General features: G+C 37.2%; 24 protein-coding genes. 9 read left to right on the top strand and 15 right to left on the bottom strand.

Annotation, left to right across the window (positions count from 1 at the left end; all coding sequences use genetic code 11):
* Positions 1–16: 16 nt before the first annotated feature.
* Positions 17–1,063, bottom strand: coding sequence for an adenosine deaminase (gene add, locus RCP16_RS05775; protein WP_069327800.1), 1,047 nt, complete (start codon positions 1,061–1,063; stop codon positions 17–19).
* Between the two features lie 170 nt (positions 1,064–1,233).
* Positions 1,234–1,674, bottom strand: a complete 441-nt coding sequence (locus RCP16_RS05770; protein ID WP_069327799.1) for an SMI1/KNR4 family protein — start codon at positions 1,672–1,674, stop codon at positions 1,234–1,236.
* A gap of 383 nt (positions 1,675–2,057) precedes the next feature.
* Here RCP16_RS05770 and RCP16_RS05765 point away from each other — a divergent pair, with 383 nt between their 5' ends.
* Positions 2,058–2,732: a response regulator transcription factor gene (locus tag RCP16_RS05765; protein ID WP_308642450.1), complete on the top strand. Its 675-nt coding sequence runs from the start codon at positions 2,058–2,060 to the stop codon at positions 2,730–2,732.
* Positions 2,729–4,249: a sensor histidine kinase gene (locus RCP16_RS05760; protein ID WP_308641864.1), complete on the top strand. Its 1,521-nt coding sequence runs from the start codon at positions 2,729–2,731 to the stop codon at positions 4,247–4,249. Before RCP16_RS05765 ends, RCP16_RS05760 begins: the two co-directional genes overlap by 4 nt.
* A 77-nt stretch (positions 4,250–4,326) precedes the next feature.
* Here the strand turns inward: RCP16_RS05760 and RCP16_RS05755 are convergent, their stop codons facing one another.
* Entirely contained in the window at positions 4,327–5,238 is a 912-nt protein-coding gene (locus RCP16_RS05755) for a discoidin domain-containing protein (RefSeq protein ID WP_308641863.1), read from the bottom strand.
* 315 nt (positions 5,239–5,553) lie between these two features.
* On the opposite strand from RCP16_RS05755, the gene RCP16_RS05750 reads away from it, so the two are divergent.
* Positions 5,554–6,588 (top strand): WD40 repeat domain-containing protein, encoded by a 1,035-nt coding sequence (locus tag RCP16_RS05750; RefSeq protein ID WP_308641862.1) that lies wholly within the window; start codon positions 5,554–5,556, stop codon positions 6,586–6,588.
* 159 nt (positions 6,589–6,747) lie between these two features.
* On the opposite strand, the gene RCP16_RS05745 is transcribed toward RCP16_RS05750, so the two are convergent.
* The gene (locus RCP16_RS05745) at positions 6,748–7,095 is read right to left on the bottom strand and encodes a hypothetical protein (protein WP_069327797.1); all 348 of its coding nucleotides are present in this window, start codon (positions 7,093–7,095) and stop codon (positions 6,748–6,750) included.
* Between the two features lie 171 nt (positions 7,096–7,266).
* Between RCP16_RS05745 and RCP16_RS05740 the strand changes: the two genes are divergently transcribed.
* On the top strand, positions 7,267–7,770 hold the full coding sequence (locus RCP16_RS05740; RefSeq protein WP_069327796.1) for a hypothetical protein: 504 nt from the start codon (positions 7,267–7,269) through the stop codon (positions 7,768–7,770).
* A gap of 76 nt (positions 7,771–7,846) precedes the next feature.
* Here RCP16_RS05740 and RCP16_RS05735 read toward each other — a convergent pair whose 3' ends face one another.
* From RCP16_RS05735 to RCP16_RS05725, 3 genes are all read right to left on the bottom strand, one after another.
* Entirely contained in the window at positions 7,847–8,305 is a 459-nt protein-coding gene (locus RCP16_RS05735) for a putative immunity protein (RefSeq protein WP_308641861.1), read from the bottom strand.
* A 279-nt stretch (positions 8,306–8,584) separates the two neighbouring features.
* Positions 8,585–10,672: a glycosyl hydrolase gene (locus RCP16_RS05730; RefSeq protein ID WP_308641860.1), complete on the bottom strand. Its 2,088-nt coding sequence runs from the start codon at positions 10,670–10,672 to the stop codon at positions 8,585–8,587.
* 204 nt (positions 10,673–10,876) lie between these two features.
* Positions 10,877–11,284 carry a hypothetical protein gene (locus RCP16_RS05725; protein ID WP_308641859.1) on the bottom strand — a complete coding sequence of 136 codons (408 nt, stop codon included), beginning with the start codon at positions 11,282–11,284 and terminating at the stop codon, positions 10,877–10,879.
* A gap of 129 nt (positions 11,285–11,413) precedes the next feature.
* Here RCP16_RS05725 and RCP16_RS05720 point away from each other — a divergent pair, with 129 nt between their 5' ends.
* The gene (locus RCP16_RS05720) at positions 11,414–11,932 is read left to right on the top strand and encodes a GNAT family N-acetyltransferase (RefSeq protein WP_308641858.1); all 519 of its coding nucleotides are present in this window, start codon (positions 11,414–11,416) and stop codon (positions 11,930–11,932) included.
* A gap of 99 nt (positions 11,933–12,031) precedes the next feature.
* Here the strand turns inward: RCP16_RS05720 and RCP16_RS05715 are convergent, their stop codons facing one another.
* Positions 12,032–12,271 carry a hypothetical protein gene (locus RCP16_RS05715; protein WP_308641857.1) on the bottom strand — a complete coding sequence of 80 codons (240 nt, stop codon included), beginning with the start codon at positions 12,269–12,271 and terminating at the stop codon, positions 12,032–12,034.
* Between the two features lie 167 nt (positions 12,272–12,438).
* Between RCP16_RS05715 and RCP16_RS05710 the strand changes: the two genes are divergently transcribed.
* Positions 12,439–12,756, top strand: a complete 318-nt coding sequence (locus RCP16_RS05710; protein ID WP_308641856.1) for a helix-turn-helix domain-containing protein — start codon at positions 12,439–12,441, stop codon at positions 12,754–12,756.
* Between the two features lie 305 nt (positions 12,757–13,061).
* Here the strand turns inward: RCP16_RS05710 and RCP16_RS05705 are convergent, their stop codons facing one another.
* The 6 genes from RCP16_RS05705 to RCP16_RS05680 all read right to left on the bottom strand — a co-directional run bounded on the left by RCP16_RS05705 (position 13,062) and on the right by RCP16_RS05680 (position 17,601).
* Positions 13,062–13,694: an NADAR family anti-phage protein gene (locus tag RCP16_RS05705; protein WP_308641855.1), complete on the bottom strand. Its 633-nt coding sequence runs from the start codon at positions 13,692–13,694 to the stop codon at positions 13,062–13,064.
* Between the two features lie 109 nt (positions 13,695–13,803).
* Positions 13,804–14,322: a phosphoribosyltransferase-like protein gene (locus RCP16_RS05700; RefSeq protein ID WP_308641854.1), complete on the bottom strand. Its 519-nt coding sequence runs from the start codon at positions 14,320–14,322 to the stop codon at positions 13,804–13,806.
* Entirely contained in the window at positions 14,298–14,651 is a 354-nt protein-coding gene (locus tag RCP16_RS05695) for a phosphoribosyltransferase-like protein (RefSeq protein ID WP_308641853.1), read from the bottom strand. The genes RCP16_RS05700 and RCP16_RS05695 overlap by 25 nt, the downstream gene beginning before the upstream one ends.
* A 14-nt stretch (positions 14,652–14,665) precedes the next feature.
* Positions 14,666–14,887 carry a hypothetical protein gene (locus RCP16_RS05690; RefSeq protein ID WP_308641852.1) on the bottom strand — a complete coding sequence of 74 codons (222 nt, stop codon included), beginning with the start codon at positions 14,885–14,887 and terminating at the stop codon, positions 14,666–14,668.
* A 152-nt stretch (positions 14,888–15,039) separates the two neighbouring features.
* On the bottom strand, positions 15,040–15,615 hold the full coding sequence (locus RCP16_RS05685; RefSeq protein WP_308641851.1) for a restriction endonuclease: 576 nt from the start codon (positions 15,613–15,615) through the stop codon (positions 15,040–15,042).
* A gap of 36 nt (positions 15,616–15,651) precedes the next feature.
* On the bottom strand, positions 15,652–17,601 hold the full coding sequence (locus RCP16_RS05680; protein ID WP_308641850.1) for a 3'-5' exonuclease: 1,950 nt from the start codon (positions 17,599–17,601) through the stop codon (positions 15,652–15,654).
* A gap of 413 nt (positions 17,602–18,014) precedes the next feature.
* Here RCP16_RS05680 and RCP16_RS05675 point away from each other — a divergent pair, with 413 nt between their 5' ends.
* Complete coding sequence (locus tag RCP16_RS05675; RefSeq protein ID WP_308641849.1) at positions 18,015–19,715, top strand: methyl-accepting chemotaxis protein; 1,701 nt, start codon at positions 18,015–18,017, stop codon at positions 19,713–19,715.
* An 84-nt stretch (positions 19,716–19,799) separates the two neighbouring features.
* Here the strand turns inward: RCP16_RS05675 and RCP16_RS05670 are convergent, their stop codons facing one another.
* Positions 19,800–20,429 carry a DUF1836 domain-containing protein gene (locus RCP16_RS05670; protein ID WP_308641848.1) on the bottom strand — a complete coding sequence of 210 codons (630 nt, stop codon included), beginning with the start codon at positions 20,427–20,429 and terminating at the stop codon, positions 19,800–19,802.
* Positions 20,430–20,611: 182 nt separating this feature from the next.
* Between RCP16_RS05670 and RCP16_RS05665 the strand changes: the two genes are divergently transcribed.
* Entirely contained in the window at positions 20,612–21,448 is an 837-nt protein-coding gene (locus RCP16_RS05665) for a DegV family protein (protein ID WP_273594255.1), read from the top strand.
* Positions 21,449–21,751: 303 nt separating this feature from the next.
* Positions 21,752–23,485 carry a methyl-accepting chemotaxis protein gene (locus RCP16_RS05660; RefSeq protein WP_308641847.1) on the top strand — a complete coding sequence of 578 codons (1,734 nt, stop codon included), beginning with the start codon at positions 21,752–21,754 and terminating at the stop codon, positions 23,483–23,485.
* The last annotated feature ends 288 nt before the right edge of the window (positions 23,486–23,773 follow it).

Genomic DNA, 23,773 nt, shown 5'->3' with positions numbered 1-23,773 from the left:
TATCATTCGTTTCATCTCATACTGAAATGCCAAGATTAGCAAACTCTGCTCGCAATTCTCGCTTTAACTTCGCTTTTTCACTTTCTTCTAGAAAAGCAGCATGCGCTCCATTCATAGCGATCTTACCTAATTCGGAAGCTGTAAATCCGAATCGTTCAGCTAGAATACTGTATTCTTTGGTCATACTTGTACCGGATACACCAGGGTTATCTGTATTCACTGTAATCATTAATCCACGTTCAAAATAATCACGAATCGGGTAACTTTCCCAGTTGGAGACGGCTTTGGTCTGGATATTACTTACCGGGCACATTTCAAGCGGAATCTGACGATCAATCATCATATCCATAATTGCCGGTGCTTCTTGTAGACGTACTCCATGACCGATTCGAGTCGCTCCCAGATTGGATACCGCTTCATAAATATTAGCTGCTCCAGCGGCTTCACCTGCATGAATCGTAACCGGAATATCTCTACGATGAGAAGCGGCAAAAATATCACGGAATAATTCAGGTGGATATGAAGCTTCATCACCAGCTAGATCGACAGCAACGAGACCTTTGCCTATATATTTGGAAGCAGCATGAATCACTTCAATATTTTGTTGATAACTGTGATTACGCATGCAGATCGCGATCCCCCGTGCTCTTACACCGAACTGTTGTTCACCACGCTTAAGACCTGCAAGTACATAATGGATCACTTCTTCAGTATATAGTCCACGTTCACGATGCAATTGAGGAGCAAACCGAATCTCGATATATTTACAACGATGTCCCATCGCTTTCTCAACAATTTCAAAAGCGACTCTCTCTAACGCTATAGCTGTTTGCAAAAATTGAGTTGTAAAATGAAATTTGCTCAAGTAATCTTGCAGACTACTACAATGTTCATTGACCTGCATATGAGAAAGTAACGCATGCTTATCTGTTGTTGGCAGTTCAACACCATGACTTTCTGCCAGATCCAGTACAGTCTGCGGACGCAAGCTTCCATCCAGATGAACATGTAAATCTATTTTGGGTAGAGAAGACACATCAAGACCGTTCAGATGATTGCTCATTATTATATCCTCCTCTATATGTTTAAATAATTTAAAATACGTCATTTAAATGTTCATTAATATAACATATAAACGAAATAAAGTATACTTTTAATTATTTAATGTTATATTAAATGACATATAAGAAGAGGTATAACTTTATATTTCATTTGCGATGGGAAAAAGATGACTTAATCTAAATCATCATCTTCGTCTATGTATTCATCTTCTTCAGGTTCGCCCAGTTCTAGACCTTCATTCACCCAACGAATAAAATGATCGGTGACATGCATACCATCATCAGGGCTCATACTCCCACCATCCACAATCCATACATCTTTGGCTCCTGCTTCAGCAAGCATAATTAATACTTTACCTCCACTATCGTCGCCTACAGCTACATACCCTTCTGCATACAGTTCTGTCTCCCATGTCTGATTACGTTCAGCAATTTGTTCTGCTCCATAGATCAGTACACCTTCATCGGTATATAAACCATCACTTTTTTTCCATAGTTGTTTTAACGCTTTGGGAAATGTAGTGTTCATCCATTTCTCTGCATCACGGATCGTACTATTTTCAGCCGGTGGATAAAATTCACAAGATCCTAATTGAGACAATTCTAATTCCATAGTCAACACTCCTTATTTGGATAACGGATATAAGCGATATCTTCTATTATAGTATAACTATACAGACCCTTGCATCTAATCATCAGCATAAGTCATGATCTACATACCGTATTTGCTATATTTATAAGTACAACGGTATCTAATACAAGATGATTAGCTTCATTAATTATTTCAGAAACTACAGGTAAAAATGCTATACCTGCCACTGGTGTCAAGTGATGGTTCTAACCCTTTGCCATACAGTAATATATCTGTTCTAGTAACGACCTGCGAGGTTAAAGCAATGTCTGTTATACTGTTTGCATTAGGAAATCTATTGCATACTATTTCCGATATAATAATGAAAGATTGAATAAAGAGAGGGTTACACTTATGTCCAAAAAATACTAATCGCAGATGATGAAGAAAGTATCCGTAACTCGATTGCTTATGCTTTGAAAAGAGAACATTTTATCGTAGAAACAGCTATAGATGGTGAAGATGCACTTGTCAAAACAAACATTTTCAAGCCTGATGTTATTGTACTTGATGTGATGATGCCTAAGCTTGATGGATATGGAGTCTGTCGTGAGCTGAATAATCGTAAAGGCATTGGTATTCTCTTACTTACTGCCAAGTCCGATATTATTGACAAAATATTAGGTCTAGAAATGGGCGCAGATGATTACCTTTCTAAGCCTTTCGATATTCGTGAATTAATTGCCCGGATCAAAGCATTAGCACGACGTATGGAACGAGAAAGCACACCTTCGGCTAACGATGCCCCTTCAATATTAGGAGCAGTTGAAGTGTACACCAGTAGTCGTAAAGTATTAGTTGATCAGCAGCCGATAGAACTTACACCGAAAGAGTTTGACTTGCTTGCTCTACTTATTGCGCATCCGAATCGTGTCTATACACGCGAAGAACTGCTAGAACTGGTATGGGGAATGGATTACTTGGGAGAAACACGAACAATCGATATTCATATTCAGCGATTACGTAAAAAAATAGAGCCACACCAAGCCTTACTGCAAACCGTCTATGGTATAGGCTACAAAGCGGAATATTTATCGTGAAGCGCTCTGCATCTAAGAATGCTCAACCAACTACACGTTCACATCTATTTCAATCACGCGGATGGAGTTTACGTTGGAAATTCCCACTACTTTTAGCGGTTTTGCTTTTATTTACGGTAGGTGTATTAAGTACGCTAGTACTGATCGGGATTCAATCGAATCAGAAGAACCAAATTGAAAACACACTCAAACGTCAAAGTGAAATTGTAGGGCTTACGATACGGCAAGAGTATCTAGCTAGCAATCCTTCCGATCCCGAGTCATTTATGAAATTACGAGCGACAGAACTTGCGGGTCAACTGGGAATATCCAGTAATATGCGGATTGTGTTATACGATGCTAAAGGACAATTAGTCGGTGATTCCTTACCTCTTGCTCCTCAAGCCCATGTAGAGCAGGCACTTGCGTATGCTTTAAAAGGTCAGATCGCTTATATTACAGCAGGTTCTTCAGTGATTTACTTATCTCCCATTCAAGGGCCGAACGGTTTACTTGGAGTGGCACAACTTCACCTTTCAATCGCAGAACAGCAAGCCTTTTATCAAGATATCGTACATTTATTGCTCTGGATAGGATTGTCTGTGTTGATGATCAGCTTTATCGTCGGATGGTTGTATATTCGCAAACAGACTACAGATATTGAGCGACTGACTCAGGAGACTATTTCGATAGCTCAAGGTCAATATCCTGTTGCTCAGACGACTCTTTTTACTCGTAAAGACGAATTAGGGCAACTTGGCGAAGGTATTGTACAGATGGGACATATGATTGCTCAAAGTATGAACGATTTGGAAAATGAAAAACAACAACTGGAACAAGCTGTCACCAAATTAACAGCACTGGAACAATTGCAAAAAGCGTTTATCGGGAATATCAGTCATGAATTGAAAACACCGATCACCTCTATTCAAGCGTATGCCGATTTGTTACATATGTATGGGGATGATCCTTCATTAGTGCAAGAAGCGAGCGAAAGCATTGCCAAAGAAACCAAACGTCTGATTGAATTGATTGAAGATTCGATACGTTTATCGTTGCTTGAGAAATATGATTTTGAATTACAATTGCATACGGTACAGTTAGATGAACTACTTCAAGATGTAGCAGAACGTACACGTGGTAAAGCATCCACTTCAGGTATTGATCTACAAGTGCAGACTGTGTCTGTGAACATGATTACCGATCCCAAGCATCTTATGCATATTTTATTGAATTTGTTAGATAATGCAGTGAAATATAATGATCGTAAGCATGGTTGGATTCAGCTATCGAATACGCTAGATGATCACAAAACGATCATCCGTATTGCCAATTCGGGAGCTATTATTCCCGAAGATCAATGGGACAATGTATTCGAACCGTATGCTACATTAAGCAGTGACCGTGCACGTACAGGTAGCGGAACAGGTCTAGGTCTTCCTCTTGCCCGCCGCCTAACAGAACGTTTGCAAGGTCAATTGTATATTAAGCAATCGAATCCATCAGGAACTGTATTTATATTGGAACTTCCTTTGTAAATTAAAATTATATATTAAATCAACAAACCCCTATTATATGATAACTGATAGGGGTTTGTTTACTAGGTATGATAGAATTATGAAGCTGAATATTCGCTTACTTCAAAAGTTAAAATCTTATTAAAGATCACATAATCTTTACGGTTCTTAAATGGACCTTTATTATTATCATGTTTATCAATAGCATATGTTGCTTTACCTGAACCTGCTTGTTTGTTCTCGTACCATGAAATAAATGCTTCTACTTCATTAATACTTAAATCAAATTCTTTTTCCAAGCCAGTATCCATAGTAACCACTAAAATAGCACGATCTCCACTTGGTTGCGGTGTAGGAGTTGGTTCTGGTGTTGGTTCTGGTGTAGGAGTTGGTTCTGGTGTAGGAGTTGGTTCTGGTGTAGGAGTTGGTTCTGGTGTTACAACTTTAGTTGGGATATAGAACATTTGCATTTCACCTAAAGTTACATAAGAAGTATTACCATTATTTTTAGTAATATTCAATCTATATTTTTTATAAGCGGTTTCGTTAGTAAATGTAAATTCTTTACTTACTTTTTTAACCCATCCTGTGATATCTGTTCTTGTATCGAGTACAACCCAATTAGCCCCATCCCAACCTTCAAAGCTCCAAGCTTTAGCAGCTTCTGTTGAAAAATCAGTATCATTATTACGTGGTTTTAAAGTATATTTGTTTACAGCTACAGGCTTGTCAAATTCATATGCGATCCATCCTGTAAGTTGACCTGCAGCAGTAGACCAACCATAATCTGAATCTTTTCCATCAAATACTTGGAATGGTTGATGATTAGCAGAACTCCATATGCTACTTGCACTAGCTATTCCAGAAGGTGCTGTATTAGAAGTCATAGTAGGAATAAGGTTTACAGGTGTTTCAGATTCAGCTGCATTTGTTGCTTGTGATGTCAAAACTACAAATAAAACTAACATACTTACTAAAATACTTAATTTAACTTTAAAACCTGTTTTCATGTAATAACCCCTTTAAATTCTAATTTATATAGTTTTTTTCTACAAGAATTATACTAACATTAAATGTAAATAATAAACAAACAATATTTTACTTTAATTAAAATTAGTAGCATAAAAGTTATTCATTTCGCATATACGAACTAATGACATATAGTATAATTATTTACAACTTGGATACAATTCGATATATTTACGAAACGTCTGCACCTTATAGTAAAGACATCGATCATATAAGGGAGATGTTCTTTTGTGAAAAAAATAAAGATATTCTATCGTCGAGATTCTATGTACTTGCTGATTAGCAGCATCCTATTCATGATGTTACTTAGTGCATGTAGTCCTTTAACCCATACAGGCGGACTTCGCTCATCAGAACCACAACTTACCGTGTTACCGCTGGATACATCTACGCAAAAAAAAGCCGACGAAGTGCTTCTTTCCACAGTAGATCCATTGAAAAATCGGTATGCACGTACATGGTTATCCGATACCGAACTGATTATTAACAAAAAAGATCGGCTGTATATTTATAATATAACAACGGCTAAAGAGAAATTATTTACACCTGATCGCATATCACCTCAATATCTTGCACTAACTTCTCAAGATGGTCAGCATGTATTTTTTACAGAAGGTGTAGATGGTGATCCGTATGAGATTCAAGGCTATATTTGGGAAGTATCGACAGGCAAAGTCACATCTATCGGTAGACTGGATATTACCAACACCGTTAGCTGGGCAGACAATGAACACTTAATTACAGATCAAATCGGTGGCGGTATACGCTTAATCGATCTAAACGGTCATTCTTCCGATGTTGTTCTACCCTATTCTATGCAACCACAGGATAGAATCGATAATGTGCAGAAAGTCGGTAAAGTGATTTACTTTTTAGGTTCAGATACTCATGTCTATCGGCTGGTACAATACGCTAATCAATCAGAGCCTACTATGACTGCGATTGCTAGCAATGTGAGAACCTTTACTGTATCTCCAGATGGCGAACGTATAGCAATCGAACAACGCCTATGGAATACAACTGAACCTGCTAAGTTGATCATTATTGATCCGCAAGGTGATGTGAAAGGCACATTAGCGCAAGGAAGTTTAATCAGTCATAGTGTATGGTCCGCAGATAGTCGTATGCTTGCTTTCGCAATCAATCAGGTGAATCAACAAGGGATGAACGGATTGTATATTTTCGATCAAGCTACAGGTAAAACAACTCCTGTGTTTGCCAAAATCCAAGATTCCAACGCTTCGATCCAATGGAACCCGTCAAGTAAAAGTTTGTCTATGTATGATGAGAGTAACGGAATCATGACGTATATTATAGGAATAGAAAAATAAGCTAAAGCCAACATGATCGTGATCGATGTGTGGCTTTAGCTTATTTTTATGATTTATTGTATATGATTTGATTCACAATATGAGATATACATGCCTCAGAGTTTACTTTATCTTCTCAAATGAGTTCTTGTACCCGTTAGAATATCCACTTGTGAACTATTACCCTTTTACTCCATTGTCATCTGGAAAAAATAATTGATACTCTCCATTCAATTGCTTAATTAACAAATTATGATCTGATGTCTCGAATACTTTTGTACCTTTATCTACAGCGTTAGACATCAGGTGTGCTGATGGATAAACCTCTGCATCGACTCGTTGTACAATTTCACCGACTGGTTGAATATCTGTATACTGCTTGATATCTACAGATTGTCCGCCTAAATATTGTTGTTCGTTATAATTAATAATAGCTGCATAACAAGCAGTACTCTCTGTGTTAGCATTACATCCTATTAGAAAAAAAGAATACCCTAGTATACAACAAGTTATGATAAATAGTCTCATGCTTCACCTCTTTTGTTCTGAATAGGTCGCTTTGTTATATACTCTACATTTGATTTCTTTGTGTGATTCCTTTACGCTAAAATCATGAATAAGCGTCGTTATATTGTAAAATTATAACATAAAAGTAATACACCTATTCCAAATATCTCTATACCTAAGGAGCGCCTAATCATGAGCGAACAGCTATATACCCTTTTCCAAAGTAAACAGATTCCTTACGAATACGATCTAACATTCGTGGATCAGTTGCTTCGGACTAAATATGCTGCTATTGAAGTCAGTAAACGTACTGTCGAGGATTTGAAAAAAGATCCTATGTGCGATTTTGATGCGATTTATAAGTGTTATGTGATTACAGATGCAGTGTTACTTGATTCTTTATTTACAGAAGAAGAACGTTCAATTCAAGCAGAAATGGCAAAAAAGCATTCTACATACTCAGAAACAAGGGAATATAACGTATGGGGAGATATCCAAGAAGGTCGAATGATTCGAGTGATTGTAGACTCGGATAATGGTAGCACGATGACAGGCTTTAACTTACAAGGTTTATGTGAAGTGTTAATGTATGAACTCTATGTACTTAAAGGAATTAAACCTGAAGCTTGTACCAATCCTAACGATCCTTATTTTGCTCATTATCTGGAGTGCTTGGATAAAGCCGGTTATCTTTAATTTTGCATGATAATAAGGACAGTTCTCGAAAGTTGGAGAGCTGTTCTTTTTTATTCGTTTATCGTAGTTGTTGTTATTAATGGTCTTGCTGAAAGCTTTGCAATTGCATGAGTTGCCGCCATGTACGTTCTTCGGTAATAAAGTTATCTGATGCAAGACCGATCACTTTAATCGCATAATCACTCGCGACTATAGCATGTTCTCTCATATGTCCCACAGCTACCGCTTGTCCGGCAGTTCTTGCTGCTGTTTTGGCTATTTCGCTCTGGCACTCTCTGGCAATATTGTGAATCTGGAATCCAGCTTGCCTTACTTGATGTACAGTAGCTTGTTCCACTTGCCATAGCTCATTTACTTTGAACGCTTGCTCCACTTGTTCAAGATTCAGTAATTCTTGCTCCAGATAAGGTAGAACATGCTTTGCTAGACTAAGCGCCCATTGTGCTAATTGAACATGACTCATCTTCTCGATCTTCTGTTCGATCTCTGCTCGCAGGGATAAGTCGTCTATAATCTTAATCTTAGATTTACTCAAGGCAACCTTCTCCTTTCAAGAATCTGAATAATGTGTACCCCTTTGATATCATGGAATAAGATGTCTTACAAAGTCAGATAGCTCCAAATAATATAATCGTTCTTCCTCTCAATCTTCATCCTTTATCTATTCGTTCCAAAAGCCTTGATATGAAGGGCAAGCTTCTAATTATAAATTTATCATTTGCTCTTTCATAATCACAGTTATTCCCCCTCCCTTTCTATCTAGTATAAAAGAAAAGCCATTGAAAAACTCAAGGGCTTTTTTACTTTTCCTACATTACTCCGGTACACTCGTACTTCCATCGCTATATGCTTCAATATCATCGAAATACAACGTGCCTGCTGTCACCGAAGAATTTTCACTTTTATTAACGTAGATCGAGAACATTCGCACATCTTTTAAGCTTGATGCTGTAATCACTTTATCTGCATTCGCTGTATCCCATGGTGCTGGCTTGAAGTCGGTAAAAGGAATCTCGATCATCCCTGCTTCTGTTCCATAAAGCGAAGGATAGGCTTCAAATGAAGTGCCATTGATGTTGATCTGAATGACTAGCTTATTATTGCTAGCATCTGGATTCATCCAGAACCGCACCGCATTAGTGCCTGACCAGTCTGCATTTTGCATATTTTTGGACTCACCTGTATAGCCTTGGCTATTGAGCGTATAATCATATTTCAGACCGTATTTGCCACTATTTTTACCATACGTACTGAGTGTGACTGTGTTCGGATCGCCTGCCATCACATACGCTCGATCTAGCAATTCATTGCTACCTTTATACGTTTCAAATTGGTCGACTACCCATGGATCGGTTGTTCCATCACTATCGCTTACATACAATTGCACCGTTTGGGTAAGAACATTGCCGTCTTTGAGATCAACTTGTACGGTTAATGTGGTTCCCTCTTCTGCAAGAGATGCATCAGGTGTCCAATCTGCCACATAATAGAATCCATCTGCATCTTTTTTCATTTTGTGCTTTGTACTATTGCCCTCCACTTGATACGTCACTTTAGCAATCTTGGCTTCATTCACTCGCACTCGAATGATTGTCGGCTTGCTGAGTGGAACTGTTGCATTGTTGATCGGTGAAACGATATGCATAAATGATTGCTCTTTGGCTACTTTGGACTTCTGCTGATACGGACGATCGGCTGCAACTTCTTGTTGGAAAGCAGTATACGGATCATTATAAAAAGCTTGGAAATCTGGTAACAGTTCATGATCGCCTAACCCATTCGGTGCATCCCGATAAGGTACAAAGATAGAATCGGTATTGAAGTTCGCCCATGTGAGCATGTACGCCATCTTTTTCGCTTGTGGATCAGATTGTAATGCTTTTAATAACTTGGTAAAAAACTGCAAATCCTTCGTACCTGTCGGCTTCACATTCGAATAGCCAAATTCGGTGAACGCTGAGATTTTGCCTTTCTGCTCTGCGATCTCAGCCACTAAGCGGGCATCTTGGAAAACTGCATCGTACCATGTCGGTGTATTGCCATCATAATACGTATCAAATCCCAAAATATCGACATAATCATCTCCGGGATACGTCTCCAAATAAGTATCTGCATCCTGATTGAATGGACTACCCGGTGAGAACGCATATAAGAAATTATGCACCTTTTTCACATCACGCAGATATTCTACCGTATACCGATAAATCTCAACGTACTCTTCTTTCGTCCGATAAGGCGCACCCCACCAGAACCAACCGCCATTCTGCTCATGGAACGGACGGAAAATCACCGGAATCGCTTGCCCACGGTCATCTTTAAGATGATGAGCAAAGTCGGCAACCTGATCGAGAAAAGCATTATAATCTGCATGCTTGTCTCCACCCGGCAAGATATGGCTAATCACATTTCCTTTGGTATCATAAAAATCATTTCCAGTTACAAAGTTAGGCATATGCGAACTTAAGTTGAGCACACTACCTTGCTCGTAAGCCGACTTCATCACCTTAACCAGATTGTCCCGATTCTCTGTAGCTGCTCCACCATACACTCCGGGCTTCTCAAATCCTTCTAGACTTAGCGTATCCCATCCAAATACTCCCGGCAGATCGCCGACAGATCGCTTCACTTCAGATTGCGTTCCATCTTCGGCTGTAATCCCGATCCCTTCCGTAGTCGCATGTTGGTGACCGAATAATATCTCTTTCCCTTCATTATTCAGTAAATAGGTAAATAGCGAACGTGTAGCTTTGGTTGCGTCTGCATCTGCTAGATTTACAATCTGCGATTGAGATGTTTTACTATTGACCGCTTCTACCTCATTTTCTGCTTGTGCCACTTGCCCTGCTGTTAGTGATACCGCCAGCAACATTGCCAATACCCCTATCACCCAACGCTTCCTCATAATTACAACTCCTCTGTGGTTGGAATAACTATCTGTATAGATAGCGCTTACAGAGTTAAATATACAAAAGTATAAGGAAGGATTATATAGGGAAATAAGGAAAAAATAGTGTTATAAAAAACATACTCTTTTCCTTATTCTTGGGTGTATCTTATTTATATGAAAATATGTATTGAAACGTTTGTAGGCATAACGATACTATACTTATCCTTCTTCAAGCATCTTATATACTTTATAATAATCCTTAACTTTAATAGCAAGTTGATCTATATGAACTGCATTTTTGACTTGATACATTTCCGTTCCTATTGGAAGTGTGGTAGACATGAACTCGGTAAAAGGTTCATCGTCTTTATGCTGTTGTTGAATCGTTCCTAACTTCTCTCCGATCTGGTCACTCTTTATGGTGAGCTGTTGATCCACAACATATACTCCATTCTTGAATATAAATAAATCTGCATGGGGTGAATCACGGATCGTTTCTTGGGCTAAAATTTCTGTTGTGCTGATTTCTGTAATGTTGTTAGGTTGTACTCCTTGCTGGGTCTGTGTGGCATTGGGACTACAACCTAGAAGTGTGGATAATAAGGTGATTACTATAGCTGATTTCAAATGAAGTTTCGCTCCTCTCTAATCTATTATCAAATGGGTATGTAGATTCTAAACAGATATAATACTTCAAACCATACTAGATTCTGCTATTATAAACAATAAATAAAGAGCCGAAGGAATTTACATATCTTGCACATTAGAAAAGCAACCCTTCAAGATGCAGAAGCTATTGCCAGAGTTCATGTAGACAGTTGGAAAACAACGTATACAGGTATCATTCCAGATGACTTTCTCAACAATCTATCCTATACCCAAAGAACGGATCTATGGACTCAAGCCATAGCACAACAAGATCACTTCGTTATGGTAGCAGAGACTTCAGAGGGTGAGATTGTCGGATTTGCAGATGGTTGGAAAAGAGAAACCAACACCATACCTCATTCTGGTGACTTAACCTCGATCTATATACTGGAATCTTATCAAGGTAAAGGTATGGGTAAGCAACTACTCCAATCTTTATTTAAGATATTCAAGCAATTGGGCTGGCAAAAAGTATTTGTTGAAGTATTAGAAGATAATAAAACATGTGATTGGTACGAATATTATGGTGCGATATTGTGTAAGACTGTGAATATCCAGATAGGTGGCGTGCTTCTCAATGAACGAATCTATGAATGGAATAATATTGATGATGTATTAGCAAGATGATCAAAGTAAATTGATACTACTTCAAGTAAAAAAGCCTATTCGAGAATAATCGAATAGGCTTTAGCATTGAACAGCATATGATGTAATACAACAGTAAGACTAGGCTTCAAGATCGGGTTGAATATAAAAAGGTTCCATATTGATCGTGGACAAATATTGGCGGAAGCGGGACAGTTCTTCGACTGCTCTTTCCTTCTGTTGAAACGTACCTACCGTAAAAGCAGATTCGACCGAACCGTCTCCTACGTAAGCGGAAAGAACAGTTCCTTCGGTTGATGTTTCTAGTGTAAGAGCAACAGATTTGACGATGGTTTGCTCATCTTGGCTTATGATCCACACGGTTGGTTTCTCCTCTCGGGGTATGTATTGTTCTATGCAACAAATTGTACACTTCAAATCACTTTTTAGCAACATTAAGTTTCTTTTATAGGATTTTAGAAACGATTTGTTTCCTTTTCTGTATGCAACAAAGAGTTGCATTATACTCCTCTTATAGAGGTGATATCGTGTTGAATGGTGAACGATTAAGAGAAGAACGCATTGCACAGAACTTGACTCAAGAAGATATGGCAAAAAAGCTTGGCATCACTCGCCAAGCTTATGGTAATTATGAAACTGGTAAAAGGGATGTAGACTCGCAAACATTAGTTAAACTTGCAATCACATTAGATGTTTCTGTTGATTATTTATTAGGTCTATCAAAGAATAAAAATAACAATACTGATAAAAACTCCGTTTTGAATAATCTAAATGATTTAAATCAAGAAGAAGAAATGCTTATCAAACTTATAATTTCTAGTTGGAGAAAAATGAAAACAGAATAATAAAAATAAAATATCTTATTTTTATTGTTCTATAAAATAAAATTTATAGAAACTTTAATATGAATTTTTAAACTCCTATTAAAGTTTTTATGATTCTTTTTAACAATATATTTTTATGTTTATTGTACTTATGATCTTTTCCAGAAATTTGAATCTTTTGATATTAACTTTCTTTATTTTAATATGAATATATCGACTTTCATTTTGTGAAGTTTATGCTATATGTTTTTCAATAATTATAGTAATTCACCTTACTTTGAGTTAAATAAAAATTCATTAGTTAACCCCCTTAGTATTAATTCAAACTAATCAAAGTTTAGTATGATTTGTTCATCTAGATCATTTAATTTTTTTTGCGTTTTTGCTTTGTTTAGTATAATTTGATTGATTGGTTTTCCGTATAAATAAAAATTGTCTAATTTAGGTGTATTCAACTTATTATATTTATCTTGTTCATATAAGATCAATTCTTCCCTTAATTCCATCAAAAGTCTTCCTAGGCAGTTTACACCTCGTAAAGTATCATTCTCATCAGCACGAGCTCCCCAAAAAATATCTCTATTTGATTCTTCTACTATAGGAAATTTTTCAGTAGATTTGAGTAGCATGCTAAATTCATCCCAATTTTGAAATAGCTTCACTCTCAAACACCAACGCATAATTTGTATTCTTACTTTTTCCCAATCTCTTCTAGTTTTTTCTCTGTACGGTTTACTTTTCATTTTAGCAGTCATGGGGCTACGTTCACTTATTATAATTTTTTGTACTTCTGGAAATTCAGGAAATCGACAAGCTTGATACAAGGCTTCTGAAGTTAAAATCTTTATATTATTTATATTTATTAAATATCCTCCAGCCATATTAGAAAGACCACCAAAATCTTCATTTGTTTTTCTAAAAACTATAGAATTACGCCTTGAATAGGTTCTTTCTTCCAATTGTCTGCCCCCTTATTGTGTAATGAAATTTAATAAAAGAGAATAGAAATAAATTCTATTCTCTTTTATTAAATTATTTCATTAATTATTAAAAAATCAAGCTTGTTTCTCAGTTTATTTTTCTTGGTAATAAAGGATGCCATTTACTAAATGGATGGCTTTCTTCTTGATCTAAGTCTCCCCACCATAAAACTAAGGGACAATTATTAGCAATATTTCTATAAGTAAAAAATAATGATCCAAACCCTAAACTATGATATTTTTCAAAACCTAATGGTCTCATTGACCCTTGTAATTCGTTTGGAAGAGTCGTTATATAAGCCCCTTTTTCTAAAAAAGCTCTTTCTAATACGGCTCGAGATTTTGTTGAAGTAAAAAGAGAATCATTTAAGTTGTTATTCGTTCTATATTTACGTGGTGGAATTATATTATTGCTTGATTGAAATTGATCTTCTAAATGATGCTCAAACCATAACAAATGTTCGCTTTTATTTTTTTCATTAATTTCTAAAGGCCAACAACAATCATAACTCGAATAATCCCTAGAAAAATTAATAAAATAATTATTCTTAAAGCAACTTACTTGAAATTTTATATCACGCTTTAATTCATCAAGTAATGCAGGCATTCTTTTTTTGTAAAACTATAATAACCACTTGCATAAGCTGCTAAAAATATAGTATGCAATTCTTCAATTACTAATTCATCATTTTTCTCTAACCAATTCTTCAAATCATAATATGCAGTATTACCAGAATAAATACAATCATCTATATAAATGTATTTTTTAGGAATAGTACCGCACATGTTAATATCTATTTCATAATCTTCTTTTAATATTATCTCAATGAGTTTTAATAAATCATTTTGACTAGAACCTTTTCGTGAAATTCTCACAAACTTTATGTTAGGATAATTTGTTTGAATATCACCAAAAATTCCATCTGTTTTTAGCATTTTTTTTAATAAATCTATAGTCGTATTTTTTGATAAATAATTTTTTTTATTATATGCTCTATTTCTTTTGCTATAATTAATTGATCAGTTCCATCAAATTGTTTAAGCCATTTCATGACATGGTCTTGATCAATTAGTTTAATCTCTCCAATTCTATAATCTTTTATTAATTCTGAAATATTGTTAGCACGCTCTGTTAAAGAAATAATAGGATCTTCTTTTATAATTTTATTCATATTTAAACATCTCCTTTAGTTTTAAAAATAGAATTAAAAACACTTATATTTTTAGCTCATTATTTTTTATAGCAATAGAAAAATGATATTTTATATTTTTGATTTATTGATAATATCTTTTAATAAGTCTTTTGTCTTAGCAGCTAATTGTATTATGCTCCCTTCCGCTTCACCCTCAAAATCATCTCAACCAGTTCCTCACGATCGACCAATCGAACGTTATTGGATCTTGCAAGGTTTATTGCAGATTGAGTATAGCCACTGTTTGTTACAACCCAACCGGCAGAAGCTTTATAGTGTGCAATAGCTCCATATACTTCTTGCACAGCTTTTAAATTTACATTCTTGCTGTACCGCTTCGCCTGAACAACAATCCGCTTGCCATCTTTGTTCAATACCAGATCAGCACCATAGTCTCCCTGTGCTTGAGTTACTGTTGCATTGTATCCTTGAAGCTTAAACAATTGTCCTAGATAATGCTCAAATTGTGTGCCTGTCATTTTGTCAATCTCTGCTATCCCTGATCTTCTCAATCTTTTTAATCTGGCTTCTTCAATCGAATGTATAATTAACGCTAAAACAACAATAACAACTATTAATGTAATCACAGAAATAACAGCATTTTTAGTTAGATAAAGTGCAACAAGACTACTGAGTATGCTAACTCCTCCTACTAGACTTACTGTATCATTCTGCTGTTGCTTCTTTTTGCTCTTTCTACGTGCCATGTGTAACTCCCCTTTGAGAATGTTCTAAAGTGTATTCTATGATTGGAATCGTTGTTGCTTCTTCTGTTCCACTGCATCACTTGCTTCGACAACCTTTTCCTCTAACCACCCTGCGAATCCCTCAACCTTGCTATAACTCAAAAATAACCAGTCCATCGCTCTCGTCATCCCAATATAAAATAACGACACTTCTCGCTCTGGATGTTCTTCTAGCTTGAACGGCATGCTGTCGATATTGACGATAAACACCGCTTTGAAGTCCAGCCCTTTAGAGCTGTCGAGTGTAGATAGCTTAACCGCTTCTTGTTGACGTTCGAATTTTCGCTTGGCGGCTGTATTTTCGGTAAACCAGTTGTAGGGAATCCCATGCTTGGACAGTTCTTTTTGCAATACATCGATATAAGAGTACGAATAGCGCTTTTGTACCCGATATAGAACAGCCATTTCGGCATAAGGTACTTTTTTCTCGTTATGCAATGTCTTCATCTGCTCAACTACCCATGAGACTTCTTCTGCAAAAGAAGCACAGTGCTTGATCTGTGGCTCTATTCCTTTGCGCTTGGTACTTTGTGGCGGAATAATCTCTACTCCTTCTACACTTGTGCCTTCTTTGACCTTTTCCCCTAAGCTAGAATGGGTACGATAGAAGTCCCAAGCGAAGTTCACGATCTGAGCGGTATTGCGGTAGTTGATACTAAGAATCTTGGAACGTCCACGGAAGTCCAGTCCGGTATTCTGGCTCAGACTGGTTTTGCGTTTGTAGATATTTTGCGCTTTGTCCTCTACTAGCAATAACGATTGGGTTTCCGGATTAAGCACCTTACTTAGTAGTTCTAGCCATGACGGTTCGAAGTCTTGTCCTTCGTCGATCAGAATCGCATCGTATTGCGGTAAGATGGTTTCGCCTCGATTAATCTTTTCCAAGTAGGGTTCGATCAGCTCGTCTTTGATACGCATGGTGCTCCATAGCCATTCATGGAAAGTGGCGATCTGTAGGTTAGATGGCTTTTCTATAGAAGGTGTAGAAGATGGATTCTCCTGACTGTTGGCAAAATCGAACAAATCTTCTGGCTCTTCAAGCATCCGATGGATCTGGCTATGAATCACACGGGATAATGGAATCCCATAGCAGAGAACAAGGATTTTCCAATCGGGATGTTCTTTGATTAGTATCTTCGCTCTAGCAGCTAGAATTAAGGTTTTACCACTTCCTGCCACACCACGAATTAAGCGGTTCTTATCCCCTAATTGTCTGGCAAGTGATTCCTGATGCAAGTCCATCGCTTGTATATTATGAAGCGATAGTAATAATTGATCTTGATAATAAGCAGGTTCACGGTACTGTGCACTGATCCGTACTTCGGGAAATAGATGATAACGAATCGCTTTGATATCTTCGTCGGTCAGCATCTGATTCATATGAAAAGGCGTATCGAACATATTGGTAATTCGTTCTAGTAAATGATCTGCGGTGCAATTGGCATCTTCAAGGTCTATTTCTTCTCGTGTCAGCATATATCTAGGATCGATCACCCGATGCAGACTGTGCTTCACGATATGCGTCTGCTTAAGACGTGTAAAGACAACTCCGTGTCCATAGCGGAATTTGAGATTATTTGCATAGATACCACTTTGTTGAGTCAGGTTCTGATCTTTTTTGAGCTTATTGTTAATGCGAAAAGCATAGTCTCTTGCTTGAAGCAGTGGGTTCTTGACCGTCTCCACTGATCCTGTTCCTTTTTGAGTATGTAGCTGCCATTCATGAGTATTGAGTTCGTAGAGAGTATTTTCGGTGTAGTCTTTGACTTCGAGTACAAGTAGTCCTAGATCGGGTCCGATAATTACGTAATCTGGTCGTCTGCCACCGATCTCTGGTTCGTAGTAGACAATATAATCGTCTGGAAGATGTTCTTTGAGGGTCTGGAAAAGAAGGCGCTCGCCTGCGGTTGCTTTTCTAGGAATAGTTTCTGGAATCGTATATGCCATAGATGTATTCTCCTTAGTGCAGGCAGAAGATATAGATAGAGTCCAGTTCTTCTGGAAATCTGCGATGAATTTACTTCAAATTAAAACCGTTAAATTTTTAGGTCTTAAGTTGGGAGCTTATTTACCTATATCATACTTTGTTTGGACGATATTGGAAATACTTTTTTTCAAAATAATGGTTCAAATCCAAAAAAGAAGGACATCCCCCATATGAGTCTGGAAATGTCCTCTTCATGCAAATCATGATGGCTGAATCCCTAGCAGGTATGCTCATTTCATTAAATATTTCATTTCAATCTTCTATAATTTTTTTACTTTAATTGTAATATTTAATAATCAAATATAAACAAACAGCGAAATTTGTCGATATAGATATTACATTATATGTTCAAACAATTATAGGGAGTGGAATTATGCGTATTAGTATTCAGACTAAATTATTACTTGGATTTCTAAGTGTTATTTTATTATTAGTTTTAGTTAGTATCCTATCTTTATGGAGTATGAAAACGATGGGTGATCAGACCAAAGCGATTGATAACAAATGGATGCCAAGTGTTACTTTGCTAGGCACGATGAATGGAGATATATCGGATATCGAGCGTTTGGTTCTCAATATGGTGATTGAAACGGATCCTACTGAACTGACTGCAATCAAATCAAGTTACGAGGAATTATTGAAAAAGATCGAAATCGAACGTAAAGAATATCAGGCATTGATTCAATCTGAAGATGAGAAGAAATTGTATGAACAATTTTCTACTAATTATGATAGTTATCTAACAACACTACCTGCACTTGTTCAGGCTGCTATGACTAATAATGCGGAACAATCTCAACAATTGCATCGCGCTTCTTATGATGAATGGTCTACAGCCAATAATACCATTTTTCAATTAATCACTTTAGATAATACACAAGCCGCTTTGATCACAGCCGAGTCTGTCGATACAGCTGCAACATCAAGCAGAAACATTATTATTTTGAGTATTCTAGCGGTTCTGATTGGTATCGCTATCGCTTACTTGATTGCTCGCTCGATTTCTCGCCCTGTCAAACAAATCCAGCAAGCAGCAGAACGTATCTCTGGCGGTGATCTTACAGGAGAAGCGATTGTTATTCGTAACAAAGATGAAGTGGGCTTACTGTCTGTCGCTTTCAACCAAATGGTAGCTAATCTACGTGGCTTGATTGAGTCAGTAGCCGCAACTTCCGAGATCGTTGCCGCTTCATCCGAGCAATTAACAGCTAGCAGTGAGCAAAATAAACAAGCTTCTGAACAGATCGCTGAAACGGTACAAGAAAATGCAAATGGTGCTGCCAAACAAGTCGATATTGCAACGAAGTCTTCACAAGCGATGCAAGAAATGGCAATCGGTGTAGAGCAGATTGCAGTTCGTGCACAGACGGTATCCAGCTCTGCTACCAATGCAGCAAGTAAATCATCTAATGGTAACAAAGCGATTCAACAAGCTGTTACACAGATGGATTCTATTCAGACTTCCCTCCATTCTCTAGGAACTGTAGTCAAAGAGTTGGGTAATCGTTCAGAAGAAATTGGGAATATTACTAAAGTCATCACTGGTATTGCGACACAGACCAATCTTCTTGCTCTGAATGCTTCAATAGAAGCGGCTCGTGCAGGTGAAGCTGGTCGTGGATTCGCAGTCGTCGCAGAAGAAGTTGGCAAACTAGCAGAACAATCTTCTCAATCGGCGAAGCAAATTATTGAACTGGTTACTTTTATTCAAAAAGACACGACAGAAGCGATCCATGCTGTTGAATTGAATAATCGAGAATTTGATAAAGGTCTTGCTTCAGTATCTATCGCTGGTGAAGCATTCGAAGATATCTTACAAGCGGTCAATCAAGTGGCTGGAGATATTGAAGAAGTATCGGCTGGTGCTGAACAACTATCTGCAAGCACAACAGAGATTGTTGAATACTCTAGACAGATCACTCATATTGCTGAAGAAGCTTCTAAAGGTATGCTTAGTGTATCTGCCGCGACTCAAGAACAATTAGCATCAATGGAAGAAATCACTACCTCTTCTTCTTCGCTAGCACAGACAGCAGAACAACTTCACGCAGAAGTGAGTGAATTCAAAGTATAATCATTTATTGACACTCTTTAATGATAAAACAATACCCCTTATCTTGTATGATCAGAAGATCGTTTATACAGGATAAGGGGTATTTTAGTTGTCTATATGCCTAATCGTTTTACATTTTGATCTTTTTACTTTTTTCCCTTTATCATCCAAAGTCGAGAGTTTGCCTTCTGCTCGCTCCATCTCAATAATCTTTTCTGCTAAAATTTTGCTAGAGTTCGCCAATACCGCCATTTTGAGCGAAAGATTACTGAGCATTTCTTGCTCTGTTGCTGCCGTCTGTCCCAATAGTTCGCTTTCGGCTTTGGCTTGTGCCATCGTATAGACCGAAGCTTGTTCTTGCTCAATCGCAAAGTGATCATAAACCTCGGCAAATGTTTTGGTCTGTAATTGAAACTCGATAATCCCTTGCACTACAGCCAAAGGCAAAACTGGCTTAAGTGTGCAGAGCATCATCAGATAAGCAATATGGGTACGGGAATAACGCTTTTTGATAGTAGGCGGAATAATCCCTTGTTTGACATAATTATTAATCATCGAAGGTGAGATCAACTTGCCTGCACTATCTCCTGGGAACTTGTGAAAATGCTTTTCCAGTAAGGCAATCACTTGATCCATATACAACTCTATATCTGGAATCTGCTCCCACCGAGGAAATGTATATGCTACTTTCTCTTTGCCCCATGCTTCTAATTCTTGAGCAAGTTTGTCTTCCATATGTAATCCTCCTTGAGCTGAATAAATATTGTAGGTTGTATAGTACGAAGTTTGTGTTTATATCTCTATATGGTTATAATAACTATATCACAAAGTTATTAGTTTTATATGTTAAAATTTTAATAATCTTAATATAGCCTTTCTACTATATTATATCCCTGTGTACAGAAAGAGTGGTTTGAATGAAATCGATTGCTTGGATAACAGACAGTACAGCTATGATTGATAAAGACTTTGCAGCAGAGAATCATATTTATATTGTACCTCTACGTCTGATTGTGAACAACGAAGCTTACAAAGAAAATGTAGAAATTACCTCAGAACAGTTCTATGAGAAAATGCGTCAACATGAAAGTGTCAGTAGTTCACAACCTCCCATTGGCGAGTTTATGGAACTCTATGAATCACTTAAAGGCAAGTATGACGATATTATTGTGATTCATTGTTCTTCTGAATTAAGTGGTACGTATCACACTTCTCTACAAGCGGCTGAGATTACCGAAACAGAAGTGATCGGTATTGATTCTAGAGTAGGTGCTTTCCCTTTACGTGAAATGGTCATGCAAGGAATCAAATGGCAACAACAAGGTGATACTGCCCTGGAGATCAAAGCCAAAATTGATATGATCATCGAAAATATGGACTTCTATCTCATTCCAGCTAGCCTTTCTCAATTGCATCGTAGTGGACGTGTATCTGGTACTCAACTGGTGATTAGCCAATTGCTACGTATTCATTTATTGCTACGTTTTGTAGAAGGTAAGATTATTGTAGAAGACAAAATTCGTACATTTAAAAAAGCCAAATTAAAATTGATGGATATATTAAAAAGAGATATTAATGTTGTTAAAAGTGTCTGTATTATGCATGCTAACAATATTGAAGAAGCATTCCAGATGGAAAAAGAAATTAGTCTTTTTGCTCCTTTCCTCAAAATCGAGATTGCTCCTTTTATTCCAGTTGTAGGTGTTCATGCAGGTGAAGGTACGATGGCATTAGCATGGATTCGTCAGAAGTAATTGTTTGGTGTACCGCTTTAAATTTATCGTAAAAAATGAAATATCAATAGCATAATCGAAAGCAATTTATAGGTAACCACTATAGATTGCTTTTTTTTGTTGTGGGCTACTCGCTTGCATTGTGAGTAATAGTACATCCCTAAAAATAAAGAATAGATATATTAATATGTAAGCATTTACAAATACAAACCTACGAACTACGCCCTTAGCACTAATATTTCCAAAAAAAACTAAATTATAAAAAAATTTTGTCGATATAGATAAAGTTAAGAACGTTACCATTACATATTGGGGGATCATATTATGAAACAATTACGTATCGGCAAAGTTAACAGAATCAAAATGAGTATACAAACTAAGCTATTAACTGGATTTTTGAGTGTAATCTTGTTATTAGTTATTGTTAGCTTACTTGCTCTAACAAGTACCAGGACAATGGGGAATCAAGCAACAGATATCAATACCAAATGGATGCCTAGTGTGACTTTGTTGGGTACACTTAATGGAGATATATCTGATCTAGAGCGTCTACTGATCAATATTATTATCGAAGATAATGCAGATGAAGTGACTAAATTAAATCAAGACTATACTGCATTATTAGCCAAAATCCAAACGGAACGTACAACTTATGAAAAATTAATTCAAAGTGATGATGAGCAACGATTGTATGAACGCTTCTCTACTCAGTACGAAGCTTATGTCAAAGTTTCTCCTAATGTACTAAATGCAGGTCTGAATAATGAGTTGAATAAAGCAATCTCGTTGCACCGTAATGCATACGCTTTCTGGTATAATGCGAATTCAACGATTGCTGAATTAGTCGCTTATGATAACAAGCAAGCAACGCAACTTACTAATGAATCTGTAGATATCTCTCGGACAGCAAGCTTTAATATTATTGTCTTGAGTGTCATCGCTGTTATTGTTGCTCTTGTTATTGCTTTCCTTATTGCGCGCTCGATCTCCAAACCTGCCAAATCATTGCAACAAGCGGCTGAACAGATCGCTGCTGGTGATCTGACAGGTGCTGATCTGGTCATCAAAAATAAAGATGAAATCGGTTCACTTGCCGTTTCCTTTAATCTAATGAAGCAAAATCTACGTCAGGTGATTGAATCAGTCGCTTCTACGTCCGAATTGGTAGCGGCTTCGTCCGAACAATTAACAGCAAGTAGTGAACAGAACAAGCAAGCAGCTGAACAAATCGCTGAAACGGTGCAGGAAAATGCGATCGGAACCGCCAAACAAGTCGATATTGCAACAAAATCTTCTCAAGCGATGCAAGAAATGGCAATTGGAGTTGAACAAATCGCTGTTCGTGCACAGACGGTATCCAGTTCTGCGGTAGATGCAGCAAGTAAGTCTTCCGATGGTAATCAGGCGATTCAGCAAGCGGTTGCCCAAATGGATTCGATCCAACAATCTCTTCATTCTTTGGGGTCTGTTGTGAAAGAGTTAGGTAATCGTTCACAAGAAATCGGTAATATTACCAAAGTGATCACTGGGATCTCTTCACAGACCAATCTACTCGCTCTGAATGCTTCGATTGAAGCGGCTCGTGCAGGTGAAGCAGGTCGTGGATTTGCAGTCGTAGCTGATGAAGTCGGTAAGCTTGCTGAACAATCTTCTCAATCGGCGAAGCAAATTATAGAACTGGTTTCGTTTATCCAGAAAGATACGTTAAATGCGATTGAAGCAGTTGAATTGAACAATCGTGAATTTGATAAAGGGATGGCTTCGGTGGCAGTTGCAGGTACAGCATTCCAGGATATTTTACAAGCTGTTAATCAAGTTGCAAGTGATATTGAAGAAGTATCTGCTGGTGCTGAAGAAATGTCTGCTAGCACAACAGAGATTGTCGAGTATTCTAGACAGATTTCTCATATTGCTCAAGAGTCTGCTGAAGGTATGCTTAGTGTATCCGCTGCGACACAAGAGCAATTAGCATCGATGGAAGAAATCAATGCTTCTTCGTCTTCTCTAGCCGAGACCGCAGAACAACTGCATAGTGAAATGAACGAATTCAAAATTTAATACAGATCGCTTACTGTAAAATAGATATTAAAACCTATAGATCAAACAGCCCTAATTCTCTAAAATGAAAAGGATTGCTTTTCAAAAGAGATTAGGGCTGTTGTCGGTCTGCTTGTAATGCTTCTTAGTAGTAAGATAGAATAAAGAGAGATTTTCCTTCTGACTTCTCGTAGAACCGTAACAAAAGTAGATTTACCACCGATATATACAATAAGTACTTAGAAGAAGTAGACATAAAAAGATACAAATGCATCCTACAATCAGTCTTTATAATAATTAAGCAACTTT

This window comes from Paenibacillus nuruki, from assembly GCF_963311185.1.
In the GTDB taxonomy this organism is placed as follows: domain Bacteria; phylum Bacillota; class Bacilli; order Paenibacillales; family Paenibacillaceae; genus Saccharibacillus; species Saccharibacillus nuruki.
Note: the sequence above shows the minus strand (reverse complement) of the source record. Positions and strands in the feature narration are given on the sequence as shown.

Excerpts from the sequence above, each read along its gene's own strand:
- RCP16_RS05660 (WP_308641847.1), top strand. The coding sequence starts at position 21,752 with ATGAAACAATTACGTATCGGCAAAGTTAACAGAATCAAAATGAGTATA.
- RCP16_RS05665 (WP_273594255.1), top strand. The coding sequence starts at position 20,612 with ATGAAATCGATTGCTTGGATAACAGACAGTACAGCTATGATTGATAAA.
- RCP16_RS05770 (WP_069327799.1), bottom strand. The coding sequence starts at position 1,674 with ATGGAATTAGAATTGTCTCAATTAGGATCTTGTGAATTTTATCCACCG.
- RCP16_RS05750 (WP_308641862.1), top strand. The coding sequence starts at position 5,554 with ATGATGTTACTTAGTGCATGTAGTCCTTTAACCCATACAGGCGGACTT.
- RCP16_RS05680 (WP_308641850.1), bottom strand. The coding sequence starts at position 17,601 with ATGGCATATACGATTCCAGAAACTATTCCTAGAAAAGCAACCGCAGGC.
- RCP16_RS05685 (WP_308641851.1), bottom strand. The coding sequence starts at position 15,615 with ATGGCACGTAGAAAGAGCAAAAAGAAGCAACAGCAGAATGATACAGTA.
- RCP16_RS05730 (WP_308641860.1), bottom strand. The coding sequence starts at position 10,672 with ATGAGGAAGCGTTGGGTGATAGGGGTATTGGCAATGTTGCTGGCGGTA.
- RCP16_RS05670 (WP_308641848.1), bottom strand. The coding sequence starts at position 20,429 with ATGGAAGACAAACTTGCTCAAGAATTAGAAGCATGGGGCAAAGAGAAA.
- RCP16_RS05755 (WP_308641863.1), bottom strand. The coding sequence starts at position 5,238 with ATGAAAACAGGTTTTAAAGTTAAATTAAGTATTTTAGTAAGTATGTTA.
- RCP16_RS05745 (WP_069327797.1), bottom strand. The coding sequence starts at position 7,095 with ATGAGACTATTTATCATAACTTGTTGTATACTAGGGTATTCTTTTTTT.
- add (WP_069327800.1), bottom strand. The coding sequence starts at position 1,063 with ATGAGCAATCATCTGAACGGTCTTGATGTGTCTTCTCTACCCAAAATA.
- RCP16_RS05700 (WP_308641854.1), bottom strand. The coding sequence starts at position 14,322 with ATGCCTGCATTACTTGATGAATTAAAGCGTGATATAAAATTTCAAGTA.
- RCP16_RS05675 (WP_308641849.1), top strand. The coding sequence starts at position 18,015 with ATGCGTATTAGTATTCAGACTAAATTATTACTTGGATTTCTAAGTGTT.
- RCP16_RS05740 (WP_069327796.1), top strand. The coding sequence starts at position 7,267 with ATGAGCGAACAGCTATATACCCTTTTCCAAAGTAAACAGATTCCTTAC.
- RCP16_RS05690 (WP_308641852.1), bottom strand. The coding sequence starts at position 14,887 with ATGAATAAAATTATAAAAGAAGATCCTATTATTTCTTTAACAGAGCGT.
- RCP16_RS05695 (WP_308641853.1), bottom strand. The coding sequence starts at position 14,651 with ATGCTAAAAACAGATGGAATTTTTGGTGATATTCAAACAAATTATCCT.